A 14893-nucleotide genomic window follows, 5' to 3' on the forward strand; every position below is an offset into this window, starting at 1 on the left:
TCCGCGCACCGCGGATGTGCCCCGCACACCGCTGACGTGATCCGCGCACCGCTGATGTGATCCACCGGCCCGTACCGGACACCCCCCTTCACTACCCCGGACTCGCACCCCCACCCCATCCCGCCGACCTTCCGTTTAGCCCTGTACCACTGGCCTGATCCCGGTCCCCAGCTGCCCGCGGGACCCCGTGCCTTGGCCCTCCCCGTCGCCCGCCGTGACATTCCGTTTGGGTTTTCGGACCGTCAACCGGAAGACTGCACCCGTGACGTCCCGTATCCCGCGCGACTCCAGGCTTCGACTCGTCCGCCCGCGACCCCTGGCCGCCGCCCCCCGAGCGATGAACCAGCGGCGCTCGCGCCGCCCCGCACCCCGCCCTCCGGAGGGCACACCGGCCCCCGCGGAACTGGCCAGAATGGCACGCTCCGGCCTGGCCGGAGCCGCCCGCGTCGCCCACTGGGCCGACGCCGCACTACGCCCCGGCCGTGACAGCGCGAGCCCCGACGGCAAGGGCACCCTCTCCGACGCGACCGCCGAACTCGCGGCCGAGGAGCTGGGCCTGACCCCGGCTCAGGTCCGCGCCGACTGGGACACCGCCCGCCTCGCCGGCCTCGTCGAGGTGCACGGCGACGAGGCCCGCCCCGGCTGGCGGCTGCGTGCCTGGGACCGCGACGACAGCGCCGTACTGCGCGGCTGGGTCGCCCTCTTCGACGCCTGGTCGCTCGCCCACCCGGAACCCCGGGAGCACGAGCCCTCAGCCGTCGCCGAGGTCGTCTCGGCCATGCCCCAGGTGCTCTCCTTCCTCCAGCTCTCCGCCGGGCCCGTCCCCGTCGAACAGCTCCTCGACCTCCTCGGCCAACGGGTCACCGAACTGCGCACCGAGCGCTGCGAGATCCCCTACGGCCCCCAGCCCGAACCCGTCCAGCAGCCACCGGCCGCCGACGCCTCCATCGACACCCCCCTCGACACCCCCCTCGACCCCCTCCTCGACTGGGCCCTGCACGCCCTCGCCTCCGTCGGCGCCCTCACCTACGGCGACGCCCAGGCCACCCTCACCCCGCTCGGCAGCTGGGCGGTCTGGGTCAAGCTGGAGCAGATCTGCGTCGCCGCGCAGAGCCCCGCCGGGAACATCGAGCAGTCCGCCGAGGACATGCTCCGCGGCTGCTCCCAGCTCCGCCCGAACGCCGCCCGCGCCGAGTACCGCGCCTGGCTCGCCGCCCGCACCGTGGGCACCGCGGTCGGCCAGCTGATCGACGCCGCCCGCGGCGAGGACGCCCTGCTGCGTGGCCTCGCCTTCGAGGCGCTGCGCGTCGTCGGAGCCCCTGCCGAGCCCGACGTCCGCGCCGTCGCCGACGAGGCCACGCTGCGGCCGTACGCCCTGCTGTGGCTCGCCGAGCACGACGGGATCGACCCGGAGGACGCCCACGAGGTCCTCACCCGCGAAGAGGCCACCTGGCTGTGGGTCGACAGCGCCGCCGCCGTCGCCGACCACGGGGAGGCCCCGCTGCTGGTGCGCCACCTGGAGTCCGCGATCCAGCCGACCGTCCCGATGCTCCTCGACGAGGTGCGCGCCGTAGGCCATCCCCGCACCGTGCAGGTCCTCGTCGCGCTCGCCGCCGCCCACCCCGACCCGGCCCTCGCCAAGGCCGTACGCCGGGCGGCCTTCCAGGTGCACACGGGGGGAAGCTAGGCGGGGTCAGGCCCCTGTCTTCGGTCTCTCCGGCAGCTCCGGAGCGTATGTACCGAAGCTCCAGATGTTGCCCTCGGCGTCCCGGGCCATGTAGTCCCGCGAGCCGTAGTCCTGGTCCGTCGGGGGCATCAGGATCTCCGCGCCGTGCTCCACGGCCCGCCGGTGATGGGCGTCGACGTCGTCCACGACGATGTACACCCCGGCGGGACCCGCGCTCTTCATCGCCTCGTCGAAACGGCCGCCGCGGCCCTTGGAGCCGAGCATCACCGCGCCGTTGCCCTGCACCAGCTCCGCGTGCATCACCGAGCCGTCCTCGCCCTCGTACACCGCCAGCTCGGTGAAGCCGAAGGCCTCCGTGAGCTGGCGGATCGCCGCCTTCGCGTCCGCGTACAGCAGGGACGGGTAGATGGACGGGGAGATGCCGGGACGCCCGCTGTCCTCGCCTGCCATGCCGATCACTTCCTTGTGCATCGGGTGTTCGTCGCCCATCGGGTGTTTTTCGATGGTCTGAGTGCTTTCGACGAGTCTTGCACCTGCCACTGACAACGCCCCTCGAACCGGGAACAGCGGCCGACGACGGCCGTCAGCGGAAGGTGTTGCACTGCGCCATGTCCCCGGTCCGGTAGCCCTGGTAGAACCACTGCTGCCGCTGCGCCGCCGACCCGTGCGTCCAGCTCTCCGGCGTCACCCGGCCCTGGAACCGCTCCTGGATCCGGTCGTCGCCCACGGCCGCCGCCGCGTCCAGCCCGTCCTGGATGTCGGCGTCCGTGAGGCTGGTGATCAACGGCCGTCCGGTCGACTCGTCCTTCGTGGTGGTCGCGTGGTGCGCCCAGACCCCGGCGTAGCAGTCGGCCTGCAGTTCCACCTTCACCGCGTTGCTGTTCGCGCCGGTCCGCCCGTCCTGCGACCTGCCGAGCGTGCCCATCAGGTCCTGCACGTGGTGCCCGTACTCGTGCGCCACGACGTACGCCTGCGCGAACTGCCCGCCACTGGAGCCGAACTTCGTCCGCAGCTCGTCGAAGAACCCCAGGTCCAGATAGACCTTCCGGTCGCCGGGGCAGTAGAACGGGCCCACCGCGGAGGTCGCCGTCCCGCACGCGGTGGCGACCTGCCCGCTGAAGAAGACCGTCGGCGACCGCGTGTACGTACCGCTGCGCCGCTCGAACTCCTGCGTCCAGAAGTCCTGCACGCTGTTGACCACCGCCACGATGCGGCAGTCCTCCTTGGTGTTCGCGTCCTGCCCGGTACGGCAGGTCGACTGCACCTGGGCCAGCGAGGACGCGGTCGCCACCGGTGAGTCGCTGCCCGACGACAACCCCAGGTTGTCGGGACCGACACCGAAGAAGAGCCCGAGCAGCAGCGCGATCAGCCCCGCGAGGCCACCGCCCACGGTCGCCCGGCCACCGGGAATCCGGCTGCCGCGCACGTCCTGCACCTCGGAGGTGTCCAGATTCGCGTCGTCGTCGAACTGCATGGCGTCATCCTCGCCCGCCGCCCCCGGCGGGGCGCCGGACCTGCGTCCGAACGGGGGACGACCTCGGTCCCGGCCACCCGGCTCCACGCACGCGCGTGCCGTACGTCACGGTGTCGGCGCCCCTCGCCGATCCGTACAGCCCCGTACCGCCCAGCTCATCGCCGTGCACGGCCCCGGCCGCATCACTCCGGGCCGCGCGCCCCACGGCAATGACCCACTGCACACAGGAAAAGCGCTTGCACGGCCCCGTTAGACTTGGCCCATGGCCATTCTCCTCGCGCATTAGACGGCGGGAACGTCCTCAGCCGCCCCTTCCGCCTACGACCCCGCTCTGGAGTCTGACCGTGATCTCCGCCTCCGGTATCGAGCTGCGCGCCGGTGCCCGCGTCCTCATCGAGTCCGCCACCTTCCGTGTCGCCAAGGGCGACCGCATCGGTCTGGTCGGGCGCAACGGCGCCGGCAAGACCACCCTGACCAAGGTCCTGGCCGGCGAGGGCCAGCCCGCCGGCGGCACCGTCACCCGCTCCGGCGAGGTCGGTTACCTCCCGCAGGACCCCCGCACCGGCGACCTGGACGTGCTCGCCAGCGACCGCATCCTCTCCGCGCGCGGACTGGACACCCTGATCCGCAAGATGCGCGAGAACGAACAGCGCATCGCCAACGGCAGCGGCGCCACCCGCGAGAAGGCGATGCGCCAGTACGAGCGCCAGGAGACGGAGTTCCTCACCAAGGGCGGCTACTCCGCCGAGGCCGAGGCCGCCACCATCGCCGCCGCGCTGAACCTCCCGGACCGCGTGCTCGGCCAGCCGCTCCATACGCTCTCCGGCGGTCAGCGCCGCCGTATCGAGCTGGCCCGCATCCTGTTCTCCGACGCGGACACGCTCCTCCTCGACGAGCCCACGAACCACCTCGACGCCGACTCCATCGTCTGGCTGCGCGACTACCTGAAGACGTACCGCGGCGGCTTCATCGTGATCTCCCACGACGCCGACCTCGTCGAGACCGTCGTCAACAAGGTGTTCTATCTGGACGCCAACCGCTCCCAGATCGACATCTACAACATGGGCTGGAAGCTCTACCAGCAGCAGCGCGAGGCCGACGAGAAGCGCCGCAAACGCGAGCGGCAGAACGCCGAGAAAAAGGCCGCCGCCCTGCACTCGCAGGCCGACAAGATGCGCGCCAAAGCCACCAAGACGGTCGCCGCGCAGAACATGGCCAAGCGCGCCGACCGACTGCTCGCCGGGCTCGACGCGGTGCGTGTCTCCGACAAGGTCGCCAAGCTGCGCTTCCCGGAGCCCTCGCCCTGCGGCAAGACCCCGCTCATGGCGGAGGGCCTGTCGAAGTCGTACGGCTCCCTGGAGATCTTCACCGACGTCGACCTGGCCATCGACAAGGGTTCGCGCGTCGTCATCCTCGGCCTGAACGGCGCGGGCAAGACGACCCTCCTGAAGCTCCTCGGCGGCGCCGAGAAGCCGGACACCGGCGAGGTCATCGAGGGCCACGGCCTCAAGCTCGGCTACTACGCGCAGGAGCACGAGACCCTCGACCCGGAGCGCACGGTCCTGGAGAACATGCGCTCCGCCGCCCCCGACCTGGACCTGGTCGAGGTCCGCAAGACCCTCGGCTCGTTCCTGTTCTCCGGAGACGACGTCGACAAGCCCGCCGGGGTCCTCTCCGGCGGCGAGAAGACCCGCCTCGCGCTCGCCACCCTGGTGGTGTCGTCCGCGAACGTCCTCCTCCTGGACGAGCCGACGAACAACCTGGACCCCGCCAGCCGAGAGGAGATCCTCGGCGCGCTGCGCACCTACAAGGGCGCCGTCGTTCTCGTCACCCACGACGAGGGCGCCGTCGAGGCGCTCCAGCCGGAGCGCATCATCCTGCTGCCGGACGGCGTCGAGGACCTGTGGGGTGCCGATTACGCGGATCTCGTCGCGCTCGCCTGACGGCTGCCGCTCGACAGCTGCCGCCCGACGGTCAGTGCCGCTTGACCGAATGCTTGATCCACGGCGTATGGATCATTCGGCCCACCGGTGATCCACCATCTGTGTGAGATCTCCTCGTACCGAGGTGTGTCGTACACCGATTTCCCGGCCGAGTCCTTTATCGACAAGGGCTCGGCCGTCCTGCGTCTCTGACCAGGTACTTCACGGAACAACTCGTTCGGCCGTACGGACAGGACCCTCAGGAATTCCACATTCCACTTGTGGGGACGCGCTCCTGTCGTCAAAACCTTGTCTTACGGACCTTGCCGAATGGGTGGCCATGAACGCTTGGAGGGGTGATCATGAGGAGACCAAGAGCGCACTTCCCATGAGGAGGCACGGGTGGCCGAGACTCTGAAGAAGGGCAGCCGGGTAACCGGCGCCGCGCGCGACAAGCTCGCGGCAGACCTGAAGAAGAAGTACGACTCCGGTGCGAGCATCCGAGCGCTGGCCGAGGAAACCGGCCGCTCGTATGGCTTCGTCCACCGGATGCTCAGTGAGTCGGGCGTCACGCTCCGTGGGCGTGGCGGGGCGACCCGGGGCAAGAAGGCTTCGGCCTGACCCCGGGTGGCTCATCGGCTTCGATGGTGGCCACCCGGTCGGACGACTGACCGACCGGGTGGTTACTGTGCAGTCACTTAGCTCTGCTCTGTTGACCGCACACATCGGAGGCGCCCCATGGCTTCGCCCGAACAGGACGACAAGGACCTCGGTCCCGTACTCGACAAGGACGGCGTACGGCTCACCGTGGACGACGCGATCGCCACGGTGACCCTGACCAACCCGGCCAAGCGCAACGCTCAAAGTCCTGCTCTCTGGCGGGCGTTGGCGGAGGCCGGGCGGTTGCTGCCGGGCTCCGTCCGCGTCGTGGTACTGCGTGCCGAGGGCAAGTCCTTCTCGGCCGGACTCGACCGACAGGCGTTCACGCCCGAGGGCTTCGACGGCGAACCGTCGTTCATCGACCTCGCGCACAGCAGTGACGCCGTGCTGGACGGGACCATCGCCGAGTACCAGGCGGGCTTCACCTGGTGGCGACGCAGCGACATCGTGTCCATCGCCGCCGTCCAGGGGCATGCCATCGGGGCCGGATTCCAACTCGCCCTCGCCTGTGACCTGCGCGTCGTCGCCGACGATGTGCAGTTCGCCATGCGCGAGACCAGCCTCGGACTCGTGCCCGACCTGACCGGCACCCACCCCTTGGTGGGCCTCGTCGGCTACGCCCGCGCGCTGGAGATCTGCGCGACCGGGCGCTCTGTCCTGGCCGAGGAAGCCGTCAGCACTGGTCTCGCGAACATCGCCGTGCCCGCCGACCAGGTCGAGGACGCCGTACGCGACCTCGCGACCGCACTGCTGGCCGCCCCACGCGACGCCGTCATCGAGACCAAGGCGCTGCTCCAGGGCGTCCAGGGCCGCGCCTACGACGATCAGCGCGCCGCCGAGCGTGCCGCCCAGGCGCGTCGCCTGCGGGACCTGGCCGGCGTCGGCGAATAAGCCGTCGGCCCACCCTGGCGTCAGCCCACCTTGGTGACCAGTACGGTCACGGTCGGGTGATCCGGCAGCGCCTCGCCGACCCCTGCGCGGACCTCCCGGGCCACATCCAGGGCCCGGTGGTCCGCGCGTACCGCGAGTTCCACGCGCGCGTGGCGACGAGGCAGCGCCCCTTCGCCGGCGAGCTCCTCGATGTGCACCGCCCGGCCGAGCCCGCCCAGCGCACCGGTCAGTCGGGCCACTCCCGGGACGACGAGCGCGGCGGCGGCGACCAGGGACTCGTCGTCGCCGTCAACACGGTCAATATCGTCCACACGATCAATGTCATCAACATGGTCAAGGTCGGCGGCAGGATCGCGATCCGCATCGTCCACACGGTCGACATCGTCCATGGCGTCAACGTCGTCCATATGGTCCAGCAGGACCGTCACTTGTAGATCAACCTCGTCCACGATCAGACCGAGCCGCTCCGCAGCGGCCGTGGCCAGGGCCGTACGCAACCGGGACGCCGTGGCCGGCAGCGGCTCGGTCGCCACGGCGGCGAAGTCGGCCGTGATCCGCAACGGCCCGGGCGGCAGCGCCCCCGGCGGAGGCGGTACGGCGGGCTCGTGCGCGTCCTCCGGGTCGGCGAGCGCGATCCGCAGCGCGCCCAGCCGCACACCCCGCACCTGCCGCGCCGCGCCCCGCAGCACCCCCTCCGCCGCCCGCTCCGCGATCCACGCGCCGTCGCGCCGATCACCCAGGGGAAGCAGCCTGCCCAGCCGCAGTTGATGCCGTACCGCTCGCGTCCACGCGTCCGCCGTCATCCCTCCAGCCTGCCGCATGTCCAGCGCGGGACCGAGCAACCGCAACTACCGTGGTCGAAGGACGACGACCGAAAGGGACGTACGGCGATGACCGACATGACGGAGCGGAACCGGACCCAGGACCCCGACGGTGAGCGGGAGCCCGTACAGACCCGCAAACCCCCCACCAAACGCGGCGGCGGCGATCCCGCGTCCCGGGGGCGGACCACCATCGCCGACGGGGTCGTGGAGAAGATCGCCGGGCTGGCCGCCCGGGACGTCCTGGGCGTACACGCCATGGGTAGCGGGCTGTCCCGCACCTTCGGGGCCGTGCGCGACCGGGTGCCCGGCGGTACGAAATCGGTGTCCCGGGGTGTGAAGGCCGAGGTCGGCGAGGTGCAGACCGCGCTCGACCTGGAGATCGTCGTCGACTACGGGGTGTCGATCGCGGACGTGGCCCGGGCCGTACGGGAGAACGTCATCGCGGCCGTCGAGCGGATGACCGGACTCGAGGTCGTCGAGGTCAACATCGCGGTCAGCGACGTGAAGCTGCCGGACGAAGAGGACGAGGAACCGGAGCCCCGACTCCAGTGACCGAGCCGGCGAACGAACCCATGAGCGGGCCGACGAACGAGTTGAGGAGCGCAGGATGAGCAGGGCCGTGGTCGGCATGATCGCCGGAATGGCGCTGGGCTTCGCCGGATACTTCGGCGGGTTCGGGGCCTTCCTGCTGGTGGCGGCCCTGGGCGCCATCGGGTTCGTCGTCGGCCGGTTCCTGGAGGGGGACCTGGAACTCGGCGACTTCTTCCGCTCGCGTGACGACCGGCGGCGATGACGTCCATGAGCGGCGCGGACGGCGCGGTCGACGAGCGCGGCAGACCCCTGGCGGTCGTCGCGCCCGGCGAGCGGGGCGCCACCCGGATCGCCGACCGGGTGGTGGCGAAGATCGCCGCGCAGGCCGCGCGTGAGGCGCTCGGACCGCTGCCCCCGGAGGCCGCACCGCCGCATGCCACCGTCGTCGTACACCACGAGACGGTACGCGTACGCGTGCACCTCGAACTCGACTATCCCTGCGATATCGGCGACCGCTGTTTCCAGGTGCGTCGACAGGTGGTTCAGCGGGTACGCGCGTTGGTGGGCATGGAGGTGCCCGAGGTCGCCGTCCAAGTGGAACGGCTGCATCCGGCACAGGCGCGCGCGGTACAGGGGAGGACGCGATGAGCGAGCCCCAGGGCTCCGACGGCACGACCCAACGACTACCGGTCATCGAGAAGGAGACCGATCCAGGACACGGCGGGTACACGACCCCGTCGGACTACGACCCCGTTCCCGTCGTCCATGACGGCGACGGCAAGGGCGGCCGCTTCTGGTCGACGCGCCGCGTCCCCGCGGGCATCGTCGCCGTCCTGCTGCTCGTCGCCGCGGGCACCCTGCTCTACGACGTCACCGCCGTGCGCGCGGAGCGGCCCGCCGCGCACTGGCGCCGGGAACTGGCCCGGCAGCTCGCCGAACGGCCCCTGGACGACACCTGGGTGCTCGTCGGCGCCGGTATCGCCGCCGCCCTCGGCCTCTGGCTGATCGTGCTCGCCCTGACGCCCGGCCTGCGCCAGGTGCTGCCGATGCGCCGCACCCACGCCGACGTCCGGGCCGGCCTGCAACGCGCCGCCGCCGCGATGGTGCTGCGCGACCGGGCCATGGAGGTCTCGGGCGTGCAGTCGGTACGCGTGCGCACGAGCCGTACGAAAGCCGACGTCCGCGCGGTGTCGCATTTCCGTGAACTCGACGACGTACGGGCCGACTTGGACGCCGTGCTCGGCGACGCGATCACCGGGCTCGGACTCGCCCGGCCGCCCGCCCTGTCGGTGCACGTCGACCGTTCCGGACGGAAGGGATGAGGCCGATGCTCAGGATCGTCAACCGCGCGGTGATCGGTGTCGTGGGCCTCGTCCTGCTCGTGCTGGGCGGCTCTGTACTGGCCGTCGGCCTCGGCGTGAAGCCACCCTCCTGGTGGATCTACGACGGGCGCCACGACGTCCTGCTCAGCGACGCCCGGCGCACGCGCTGGCGGGGCGACGGCTGGTGGTGGCCGACGGTCCTCGCCGTACTCGCCGTCCTCGTCCTGCTCGCCCTGTGGTGGCTCGTCGCGGTGCTACGGCGCCGTCGGCTCGCCGAGGTCGCCGTCAGCACCGGTGACGGCGAGGGCGCGCTGCTGCGGGGCCGCGCCCTGGAGGGCGTCCTCGCCACCGACGCGGGCGCCCTGGACGGCGTCGCCCACGCGCACGTGCGGCTCGCCGGCACCCGTACGGCCCCCGAGGCTCGCGTCCAGCTCAGCCTGGAACCGCACGTGGACCCCGGAGTCGCCCTCGACCACCTGACGGCCAACGCCCTCTCCCACGCCCGCGAATCGGCGGGCCTGGAGACGCTGCCGACGGAGGTCCGCCTGACGGGCGTCAAGCACCGCGCGGAGCGGGTGAGTTGACAGGTTGATTCGGCGGGTTGACTGGGAGCTTGAGTTGAGTGGGGGCTTGAGTTGACGGGGCGTCAGAACCCGTGCCGCATCCCACCGTCGACAGGCACCATGATCCCCGTCAGGTAGGACGCGGCCGGCGACAGCAGGAATGCCGCCACCCGCCCGAACTCCTCAGCCGTCCCGTACCGTCGCAGCGGAATCCGCGACTCGTTGGCCGCGCGCGTGGCCTGCGGGTCCGCGGACAACCCGTCCAGCTCGCGCGCGCGATCCGTGTCGATGCGGGCCGGCAGCAGCCCCACGACACGGATGCCGCGCGGCCCCAGCTCGTCCGCGAGGGACTTGGCGAAACCGGCGAGACCCGGCCGCAGCGCGTTCGAGATCGTCAGCCCGGGGATCGGCTCGTACACCGACCCGGACAGCACGAACCCGATGACACCGCCCGCCCCCAACTCCCCGGCCGCCGCGCGGGCGAGCCGCACCGCGCCCAGGAACACCGACTCGAACGACGCCTGCCACTGCTCGTCGGTGGTGTCGGCGACGAACCCGGCGGGCGGCCCGCCGACGCTCACGAGGATGCCGTCGAAGCCCCCGAAGTGCTCGCGCGCGGCGGCGATCAGCCGGGCCGGCGCCTGAGCGTCGGCGTTGTCGACGGCCACGCCGACCGCGTTCGGCCCCAGCTCGGCCGCCGCTTCGACGGCCCGCTTCTCGTCCCGCCCGCTGACGACCACCTTCGCGCCGTCGGCCACCAGCCCGCGCGCGGAGGCGTTGCCCAGCCCGCGGGTGGCCCCGGTGACGACGTACACCCGGTCCTTCAGTCCAAGATCCATGGCCCCTATCCTGCCTTCTCGTCCCCGAACAGGGCGAGGGCGCTGCTCACGAGGCCGATGTGGCTGAACGCCTGTGGGAAGTTGCCCAGCTGACGGCCGGCCACGGGGTCGTACTCCTCCGCGAGCAGCCCCACGTCGTTCGCGAGGCCCACCAGGCGCTCGAACAGGACCCGGGCCTCCTTCTTGCGGCCCGTCATCTGGAGCGCGTCCACGAGCCAGAAGGAGCACGCCAGGAAGGCGCCCTCGTCGCCGGGCAGCCCGTCCACGGGGGTGTCGGCGGCGGTGTCGTAGCGGCGTACGAAGCCGTCGTGGCCCAGGGCCTCGCGGACCGCGTCGACCGTGCCGACGACCCGTGGATCGTCGGGCGGCAGGAAACCGAAGCGGGGGATGAGCAGCAGGGCGGCGTCGAGTTCCTGCGAGCCGTAGTACTGCGTGAACGTGTTGCGCACCGGGTCGTAGCCCTTCTCGCACACGTCCCGGTGCACCTCGTCCCGCAGTTCGCGCCAGCCCGCCAGGTCCCCGGACAGGTCGGAGTACTCCTCCAGGGTGCGGACGGCCCGGTCGGCGGCCACCCACACCATGACCTTGGAGTGCACGAAGTGCCGGCGCCCGCCGCGCACCTCCCACAGGCCCTCGTCCGGTTGCCGCCACTGCTCGCGCAGCCACTCCAGGAGGACGCCCTGGAGCGACCACATGTGCGGCTTGGGCGACAGGCCCGCGCGCCGGGCCAGCCACAGGGAGTCCATGACCTCGCCGTACACGTCCAGTTGGAGCTGGTTCACAGCGTCGTTGCCGACCCGGACGGGCGCCGAACCGGCGAAGCCCGAAAGGTGCGGCAGTTCGAACTCGGGGAGCCGTCGCTCGCCCGCCACGCCGTACATGATCTGCAGGTCGGCGGGATCGCCGGCGACCGCGCGCAGCAGCCAGTCGCGCCAGGCCTCGGCCTCCTTGTGATAGCCCGCCGAGAGGAGCGCGCCGAGGGTGAGGGTGGAGTCGCGCAGCCAGCAGTAGCGGTAGTCCCAGTTGCGGACGCCGCCCATCTCCTCGGGGAGTGACGTGGTGGCGGCGGCGACGATGCCGCCGGTCGGGCGGTAGGTGAGCGCCTTGAGGGTGATCAGGGACCGTACGACCGCGTCCCGGTAGGGGCCGTCGTAGCGGCAGCGGGCCGCCCAGCGCTTCCAGTCCGCGACGCTGGTGCGCAGCGACTTGTACGGGTCGACGAGCGGCGGACGGGGCTCGTGCGAGGGATGCCAGGTGAGGACGAAGGCGACCTTCTGGCCGGCCTCGACGGTGAACTCCGAGAGGGTGCTGAAGTTCTCGCCCCAGGTGCGTACCTTGGGCTCGCTGCGCAGCCACACCGAGTCGGGGCCCGCGACGGCCACATGGTGCCCGTCGGACCGGCGCATCCACGGCACGACCGCGCCGTAGTCGAAGCGTAGGCGGAGCCTGCTGTGGACGGTGACCTTGCCGCTGATGCCTTCCACGATGCGTACGACGTCGGGGGCGCGGTGGCGCTGGGGCATCAGGTCGGTGACGCGGATCGTGCCCTCGTCGGTCTCCCACTCCGTGTCCAGGACCAGGGTGTCGGGGCGGTAGCCGCGGCGGGTGCAGCGGTCCGCGCCCTTGGGGGCGATGCGCCAGTGGCCGTTGTCCTGGTCGCCGAGCATTCTGGCGAAGCAGGCGGCCGAGTCGAAGCGCGGCAGGCACAGCCAGTCGACCGAGCCGTCCATGCCGACCAGGGCCGCGGTCTGTTCGTCGCCGATGAGGGCGTAGTCCTCGATACGTGGGTGCACGGGGTGCGGGTTCCCTGCCTGTCGGTGAGGCAATCAAGGTTCGGGGCCGGGCGGGTGAAGCGGGGGAGGGCTCACACCGGCGCGGGCTCGGCCTCCGCCGTCTCCGCTTCCTTCGCCGCCGCCTCCCGGCGGTCGCGGGCCTCTCGGCGGGCGAGGACTACGTAGCCGACGGGTACGGCCGCGGCGAACAGCCACCACTGGATCATGTACGCGTAGTTCAGCGGGGCGTCTTCCTTGCCCGGGTCGGAGATCTGCTCCGGCGTGTCGCCCTTCGGCTCCGGCGCGGTCTGCTCGACATACCCGCCGAGCACCTGGGCGTTGAGGCGCTTCGCCTGTTCCTCGCTGTTGATCAGCATGATCTGGCGGTCGGGCAGGCCCTTGATGTCCTTGATACCGCTCGCCGCGGTCGTCTCGTCGGCCATCAGGCGCCCCGTGATGGTGGTCCTGCCGGCCGGCGGTGCGGGGATCTTCGGGAAGGCCGTCTGCACCCCGGTCGCCGGGATCCATCCACGGTTGATCAACACGACCTTGCCGTCCGTCAACACGAACGGGGTCAGTACATGGAAGCCGACCTCGTCGTCGTCATTGGTACGACGCCGGACGACGACTTCTTTAGAAGTCTCGAAGGTGCCGGTCGCGGTGACGGTGCGGTACTTCTCCGTACGGGTGACCGCGTGCCCGGGGGTGCTGATCGTCTCCACGGGGACCGGCTTGGCGTGCAGCGCGTCCGCGACCAACTGGTTCCGGGCGCTGCGCATCTCGTAGCGGTGCATCTGCCAGATGCCCAGCCTGATCATCGTCGGGATCAGGAGAAGGGTGATCAACGCGAGGATCACCCACTGCCGGGACATCAGGAAGCGGTACACCCCACGACCGTACAACTCGGTCGCGGGGCGCATTGAGGGGGGTCTGTCCTCACACCTTGTCGATGATCCCCACCATCCCCTCCGCCCGCGCGCAGTGGCCGCCGCAGAACCAGTGGCCCTCGACCTCCACGCCCTGGCCGATGATCTGCACCCGGCAGTGCTCGCAGATCGGGGCCATGCGGTGGATCGCGCAGGAGAAGCAGTCGAAGACGTGCACCGCGCCCTGCGCGTGCACCTCGAAACTCATGCCGTAGTCATTGCCGCACACTTCACATCTCGCCATGCGCCACAGGGTGAGCCGTCCACCCGGCACGGGCGAGCGGGCGCGGGGCGAGTCGTACGACAATCACCCGTCCGTACGGTCGCCGGGGCGCCGTCAGTCCGCCGCCTCGACGTCCCGCAGCAGCTGCCCGAACGCCGCCTCGTCCACCACAGGGGTGCCGAACTGTTTGGCCTTGACCACCTTCGAGGTGCCCGAGTCCGGGTCGTTCGTGACGAGCAGGCTGGTCAGCCGGGACAGGCTCGTCGCGACATGCAGGCCGGCCTCCACTGCCCGGTCCTCCAGCAACTCGCGCTCGATGGACGTGTCCCCGGAGAACGCGATCCGCATCCCCTGCTTGAGCGGCCTGCCGTCCTCGAACCGCCCCGGGTTCGGATACGGGCACGCGGGCCGCTTGCGCGCGGGGCGCCAACTGCCCGCCCCGTAGCCGCTGTAGCCGCCCGCCTGCTGGCCGATCCGGGGCGCGGGCCGGTCGGCGGTCCACTCGGTCAGCGGCCGGCACTCGTGCAGCGGCAGCCGTACGCCGCCCAGTGCTGCCGCCCGCAGGCTCGGCCGGAATGCCTCGGCGAGCACGCGCGCGTCGTCCAGCGCGTGGTGCGCGCGCTGCTGGACGACACCGAAGTGCGCCGCCAGGGACTCCAGTTTGTGGTTGGGCAGCGGCAGGCTCAGCTCCTTGGAGAGCGCGATGGTGCACAGCCGCTGACGGACCGGGGGCTCGATCTGCACGCGCGCGTACTCCCGCGCGATCATCTGCCAGTCGAAGACCGCGTTGTGCGCGACCAGCACCCGGCCCTCCAGGCGGGTCGCGAACTCCTCGGCGATGTCCTTGAAGAGGGGCGCTCCCTCCAGGACGTCACTCGTCAGACCGTGGATCCACACGGGGCCGGGATCGCGCTCCGGGTTGACCATCGTGTACCAGTGGTCCTCGACCTCGCCGAGCGCGTCCAGACGGTAGACGGCCGCGGAGATTATCCGGTCGTCCCGGGCCAGGCCGGTGGTCTCCACGTCAACTACCGCATACCCCTGGGGATACGCGGCCGGCCACGGAGTGGCTGCGGACACTGTCGGCGAGTGGTCTTCGAGCATGGTCACTGAGGATACGGGCCGTCACTGACAGCCCTGTCCCTCAGGTGCCTTGTCCCGGCCGCCCGTTCGGGTCCGCCGAACGCACGCGCGCGTGGCTATGGACCTTTTGCCCGCCCGGTGCAAGCGTGCTGCCCGCCTGACGGATGACGGCCTAC

The 14893-nt window shown here is 71.2% G+C and carries 17 protein-coding genes; 9 read left to right on the forward strand and 8 right to left on the reverse strand.

Features of this window, described 5'->3' with window-relative positions:
- Positions 1 to 262 precede the first annotated feature (262 nt).
- Positions 263 to 1687 carry a hypothetical protein gene (locus tag SPR02S_RS29605; RefSeq protein WP_078623032.1) on the forward strand — a complete coding sequence of 475 codons (1425 nt, stop codon included), beginning with the start codon at positions 263 to 265 and terminating at the stop codon, positions 1685 to 1687.
- 6 nt (positions 1688 to 1693) lie between these two features.
- On the opposite strand, the gene SPR02S_RS29610 is transcribed toward SPR02S_RS29605, so the two are convergent.
- Together SPR02S_RS29610 and ypfJ are read right to left on the reverse strand one after the other, a co-directional pair.
- On the reverse strand, positions 1694 to 2158 hold the full coding sequence (locus SPR02S_RS29610; protein WP_078623036.1) for a VOC family protein: 465 nt from the start codon (positions 2156 to 2158) through the stop codon (positions 1694 to 1696).
- A gap of 112 nt (positions 2159 to 2270) precedes the next feature.
- Positions 2271 to 3161 (reverse strand): KPN_02809 family neutral zinc metallopeptidase, encoded by an 891-nt coding sequence (ypfJ, locus tag SPR02S_RS29615; RefSeq protein ID WP_019060650.1) that lies wholly within the window; start codon positions 3159 to 3161, stop codon positions 2271 to 2273.
- A 344-nt stretch (positions 3162 to 3505) separates the two neighbouring features.
- Between ypfJ and SPR02S_RS29620 the strand changes: the two genes are divergently transcribed.
- The 3 genes from SPR02S_RS29620 to SPR02S_RS29635 all read left to right on the forward strand — a co-directional run bounded on the left by SPR02S_RS29620 (position 3506) and on the right by SPR02S_RS29635 (position 6634).
- On the forward strand, positions 3506 to 5104 hold the full coding sequence (locus SPR02S_RS29620) for an ABC-F family ATP-binding cassette domain-containing protein (protein ID WP_019060651.1): 1599 nt from the start codon (positions 3506 to 3508) through the stop codon (positions 5102 to 5104).
- Between the two features lie 381 nt (positions 5105 to 5485).
- Positions 5486 to 5704, forward strand: a complete 219-nt coding sequence (locus SPR02S_RS29630) for a helix-turn-helix domain-containing protein (RefSeq protein WP_019060653.1) — start codon at positions 5486 to 5488, stop codon at positions 5702 to 5704.
- Positions 5705 to 5821: 117 nt separating this feature from the next.
- Positions 5822 to 6634, forward strand: coding sequence for an enoyl-CoA hydratase/isomerase family protein (locus tag SPR02S_RS29635; RefSeq protein ID WP_019060654.1), 813 nt, complete (start codon positions 5822 to 5824; stop codon positions 6632 to 6634).
- A gap of 20 nt (positions 6635 to 6654) precedes the next feature.
- Here the strand turns inward: SPR02S_RS29635 and SPR02S_RS29640 are convergent, their stop codons facing one another.
- Positions 6655 to 7437 (reverse strand): hypothetical protein, encoded by a 783-nt coding sequence (locus tag SPR02S_RS29640; protein WP_019060655.1) that lies wholly within the window; start codon positions 7435 to 7437, stop codon positions 6655 to 6657.
- Positions 7438 to 7524: 87 nt separating this feature from the next.
- Between SPR02S_RS29640 and SPR02S_RS29645 the strand changes: the two genes are divergently transcribed.
- The 5 genes from SPR02S_RS29645 to amaP are packed head-to-tail and all read left to right on the forward strand — an operon-like array spanning position 7525 to position 9895.
- Positions 7525 to 8010, forward strand: coding sequence for an Asp23/Gls24 family envelope stress response protein (locus SPR02S_RS29645; RefSeq protein ID WP_019060656.1), 486 nt, complete (start codon positions 7525 to 7527; stop codon positions 8008 to 8010).
- Positions 8011 to 8065: 55 nt separating this feature from the next.
- The gene (locus SPR02S_RS29650) at positions 8066 to 8251 is read left to right on the forward strand and encodes a hypothetical protein (protein ID WP_019060657.1); all 186 of its coding nucleotides are present in this window, start codon (positions 8066 to 8068) and stop codon (positions 8249 to 8251) included.
- The gene (locus tag SPR02S_RS29655) at positions 8248 to 8637 is read left to right on the forward strand and encodes an Asp23/Gls24 family envelope stress response protein (protein ID WP_019060658.1); all 390 of its coding nucleotides are present in this window, start codon (positions 8248 to 8250) and stop codon (positions 8635 to 8637) included. Before SPR02S_RS29650 ends, SPR02S_RS29655 begins: the two co-directional genes overlap by 4 nt.
- Positions 8634 to 9311 carry a DUF6286 domain-containing protein gene (locus SPR02S_RS29660; RefSeq protein WP_019060659.1) on the forward strand — a complete coding sequence of 226 codons (678 nt, stop codon included), beginning with the start codon at positions 8634 to 8636 and terminating at the stop codon, positions 9309 to 9311. Before SPR02S_RS29655 ends, SPR02S_RS29660 begins: the two co-directional genes overlap by 4 nt.
- Positions 9312 to 9316: 5 nt before the next feature.
- The gene (amaP, locus tag SPR02S_RS29665; RefSeq protein ID WP_019060660.1) at positions 9317 to 9895 is read left to right on the forward strand and encodes an alkaline shock response membrane anchor protein AmaP; all 579 of its coding nucleotides are present in this window, start codon (positions 9317 to 9319) and stop codon (positions 9893 to 9895) included.
- Positions 9896 to 9957: 62 nt separating this feature from the next.
- Here the strand turns inward: amaP and SPR02S_RS29670 are convergent, their stop codons facing one another.
- From SPR02S_RS29670 to SPR02S_RS29690, 5 genes are all read right to left on the reverse strand, one after another.
- The gene (locus SPR02S_RS29670) at positions 9958 to 10713 is read right to left on the reverse strand and encodes an SDR family oxidoreductase (RefSeq protein WP_019060661.1); all 756 of its coding nucleotides are present in this window, start codon (positions 10711 to 10713) and stop codon (positions 9958 to 9960) included.
- Positions 10714 to 10718: 5 nt separating this feature from the next.
- Positions 10719 to 12506, reverse strand: coding sequence for a glycoside hydrolase family 15 protein (locus SPR02S_RS29675; protein WP_019060662.1), 1788 nt, complete (start codon positions 12504 to 12506; stop codon positions 10719 to 10721).
- A 71-nt stretch (positions 12507 to 12577) separates the two neighbouring features.
- On the reverse strand, positions 12578 to 13372 hold the full coding sequence (locus SPR02S_RS29680; protein ID WP_026150968.1) for an SURF1 family cytochrome oxidase biogenesis protein: 795 nt from the start codon (positions 13370 to 13372) through the stop codon (positions 12578 to 12580).
- A gap of 49 nt (positions 13373 to 13421) precedes the next feature.
- Entirely contained in the window at positions 13422 to 13655 is a 234-nt protein-coding gene (locus SPR02S_RS29685; protein WP_078623033.1) for a metallothionein, read from the reverse strand.
- A 93-nt stretch (positions 13656 to 13748) separates the two neighbouring features.
- Positions 13749 to 14738, reverse strand: coding sequence for a DEDDh family exonuclease (locus tag SPR02S_RS29690; RefSeq protein ID WP_026150969.1), 990 nt, complete (start codon positions 14736 to 14738; stop codon positions 13749 to 13751).
- Positions 14739 to 14893 lie beyond the last annotated feature (155 nt).

The sequence above is a fragment of the Streptomyces prunicolor NBRC 13075 genome (assembly GCF_000367365.1).
In the GTDB taxonomy this organism is placed as follows: domain Bacteria; phylum Actinomycetota; class Actinomycetes; order Streptomycetales; family Streptomycetaceae; genus Streptomyces; species Streptomyces prunicolor.

Excerpts from the sequence above, each read along its gene's own strand:
- SPR02S_RS29610 (WP_078623036.1), bottom strand. The coding sequence starts at position 2,158 with ATGCACAAGGAAGTGATCGGCATGGCAGGCGAGGACAGCGGGCGTCCC.
- ypfJ (WP_019060650.1), bottom strand. The coding sequence starts at position 3,161 with ATGCAGTTCGACGACGACGCGAATCTGGACACCTCCGAGGTGCAGGAC.
- SPR02S_RS29635 (WP_019060654.1), top strand. The coding sequence starts at position 5,822 with ATGGCTTCGCCCGAACAGGACGACAAGGACCTCGGTCCCGTACTCGAC.
- SPR02S_RS29640 (WP_019060655.1), bottom strand. The coding sequence starts at position 7,437 with ATGACGGCGGACGCGTGGACGCGAGCGGTACGGCATCAACTGCGGCTG.
- SPR02S_RS29645 (WP_019060656.1), top strand. The coding sequence starts at position 7,525 with ATGACCGACATGACGGAGCGGAACCGGACCCAGGACCCCGACGGTGAG.
- SPR02S_RS29650 (WP_019060657.1), top strand. The coding sequence starts at position 8,066 with ATGAGCAGGGCCGTGGTCGGCATGATCGCCGGAATGGCGCTGGGCTTC.
- SPR02S_RS29655 (WP_019060658.1), top strand. The coding sequence starts at position 8,248 with ATGACGTCCATGAGCGGCGCGGACGGCGCGGTCGACGAGCGCGGCAGA.
- SPR02S_RS29660 (WP_019060659.1), top strand. The coding sequence starts at position 8,634 with ATGAGCGAGCCCCAGGGCTCCGACGGCACGACCCAACGACTACCGGTC.
- amaP (WP_019060660.1), top strand. The coding sequence starts at position 9,317 with ATGCTCAGGATCGTCAACCGCGCGGTGATCGGTGTCGTGGGCCTCGTC.
- SPR02S_RS29670 (WP_019060661.1), bottom strand. The coding sequence starts at position 10,713 with ATGGATCTTGGACTGAAGGACCGGGTGTACGTCGTCACCGGGGCCACC.
- SPR02S_RS29685 (WP_078623033.1), bottom strand. The coding sequence starts at position 13,655 with ATGGCGAGATGTGAAGTGTGCGGCAATGACTACGGCATGAGTTTCGAG.
- SPR02S_RS29690 (WP_026150969.1), bottom strand. The coding sequence starts at position 14,738 with ATGCTCGAAGACCACTCGCCGACAGTGTCCGCAGCCACTCCGTGGCCG.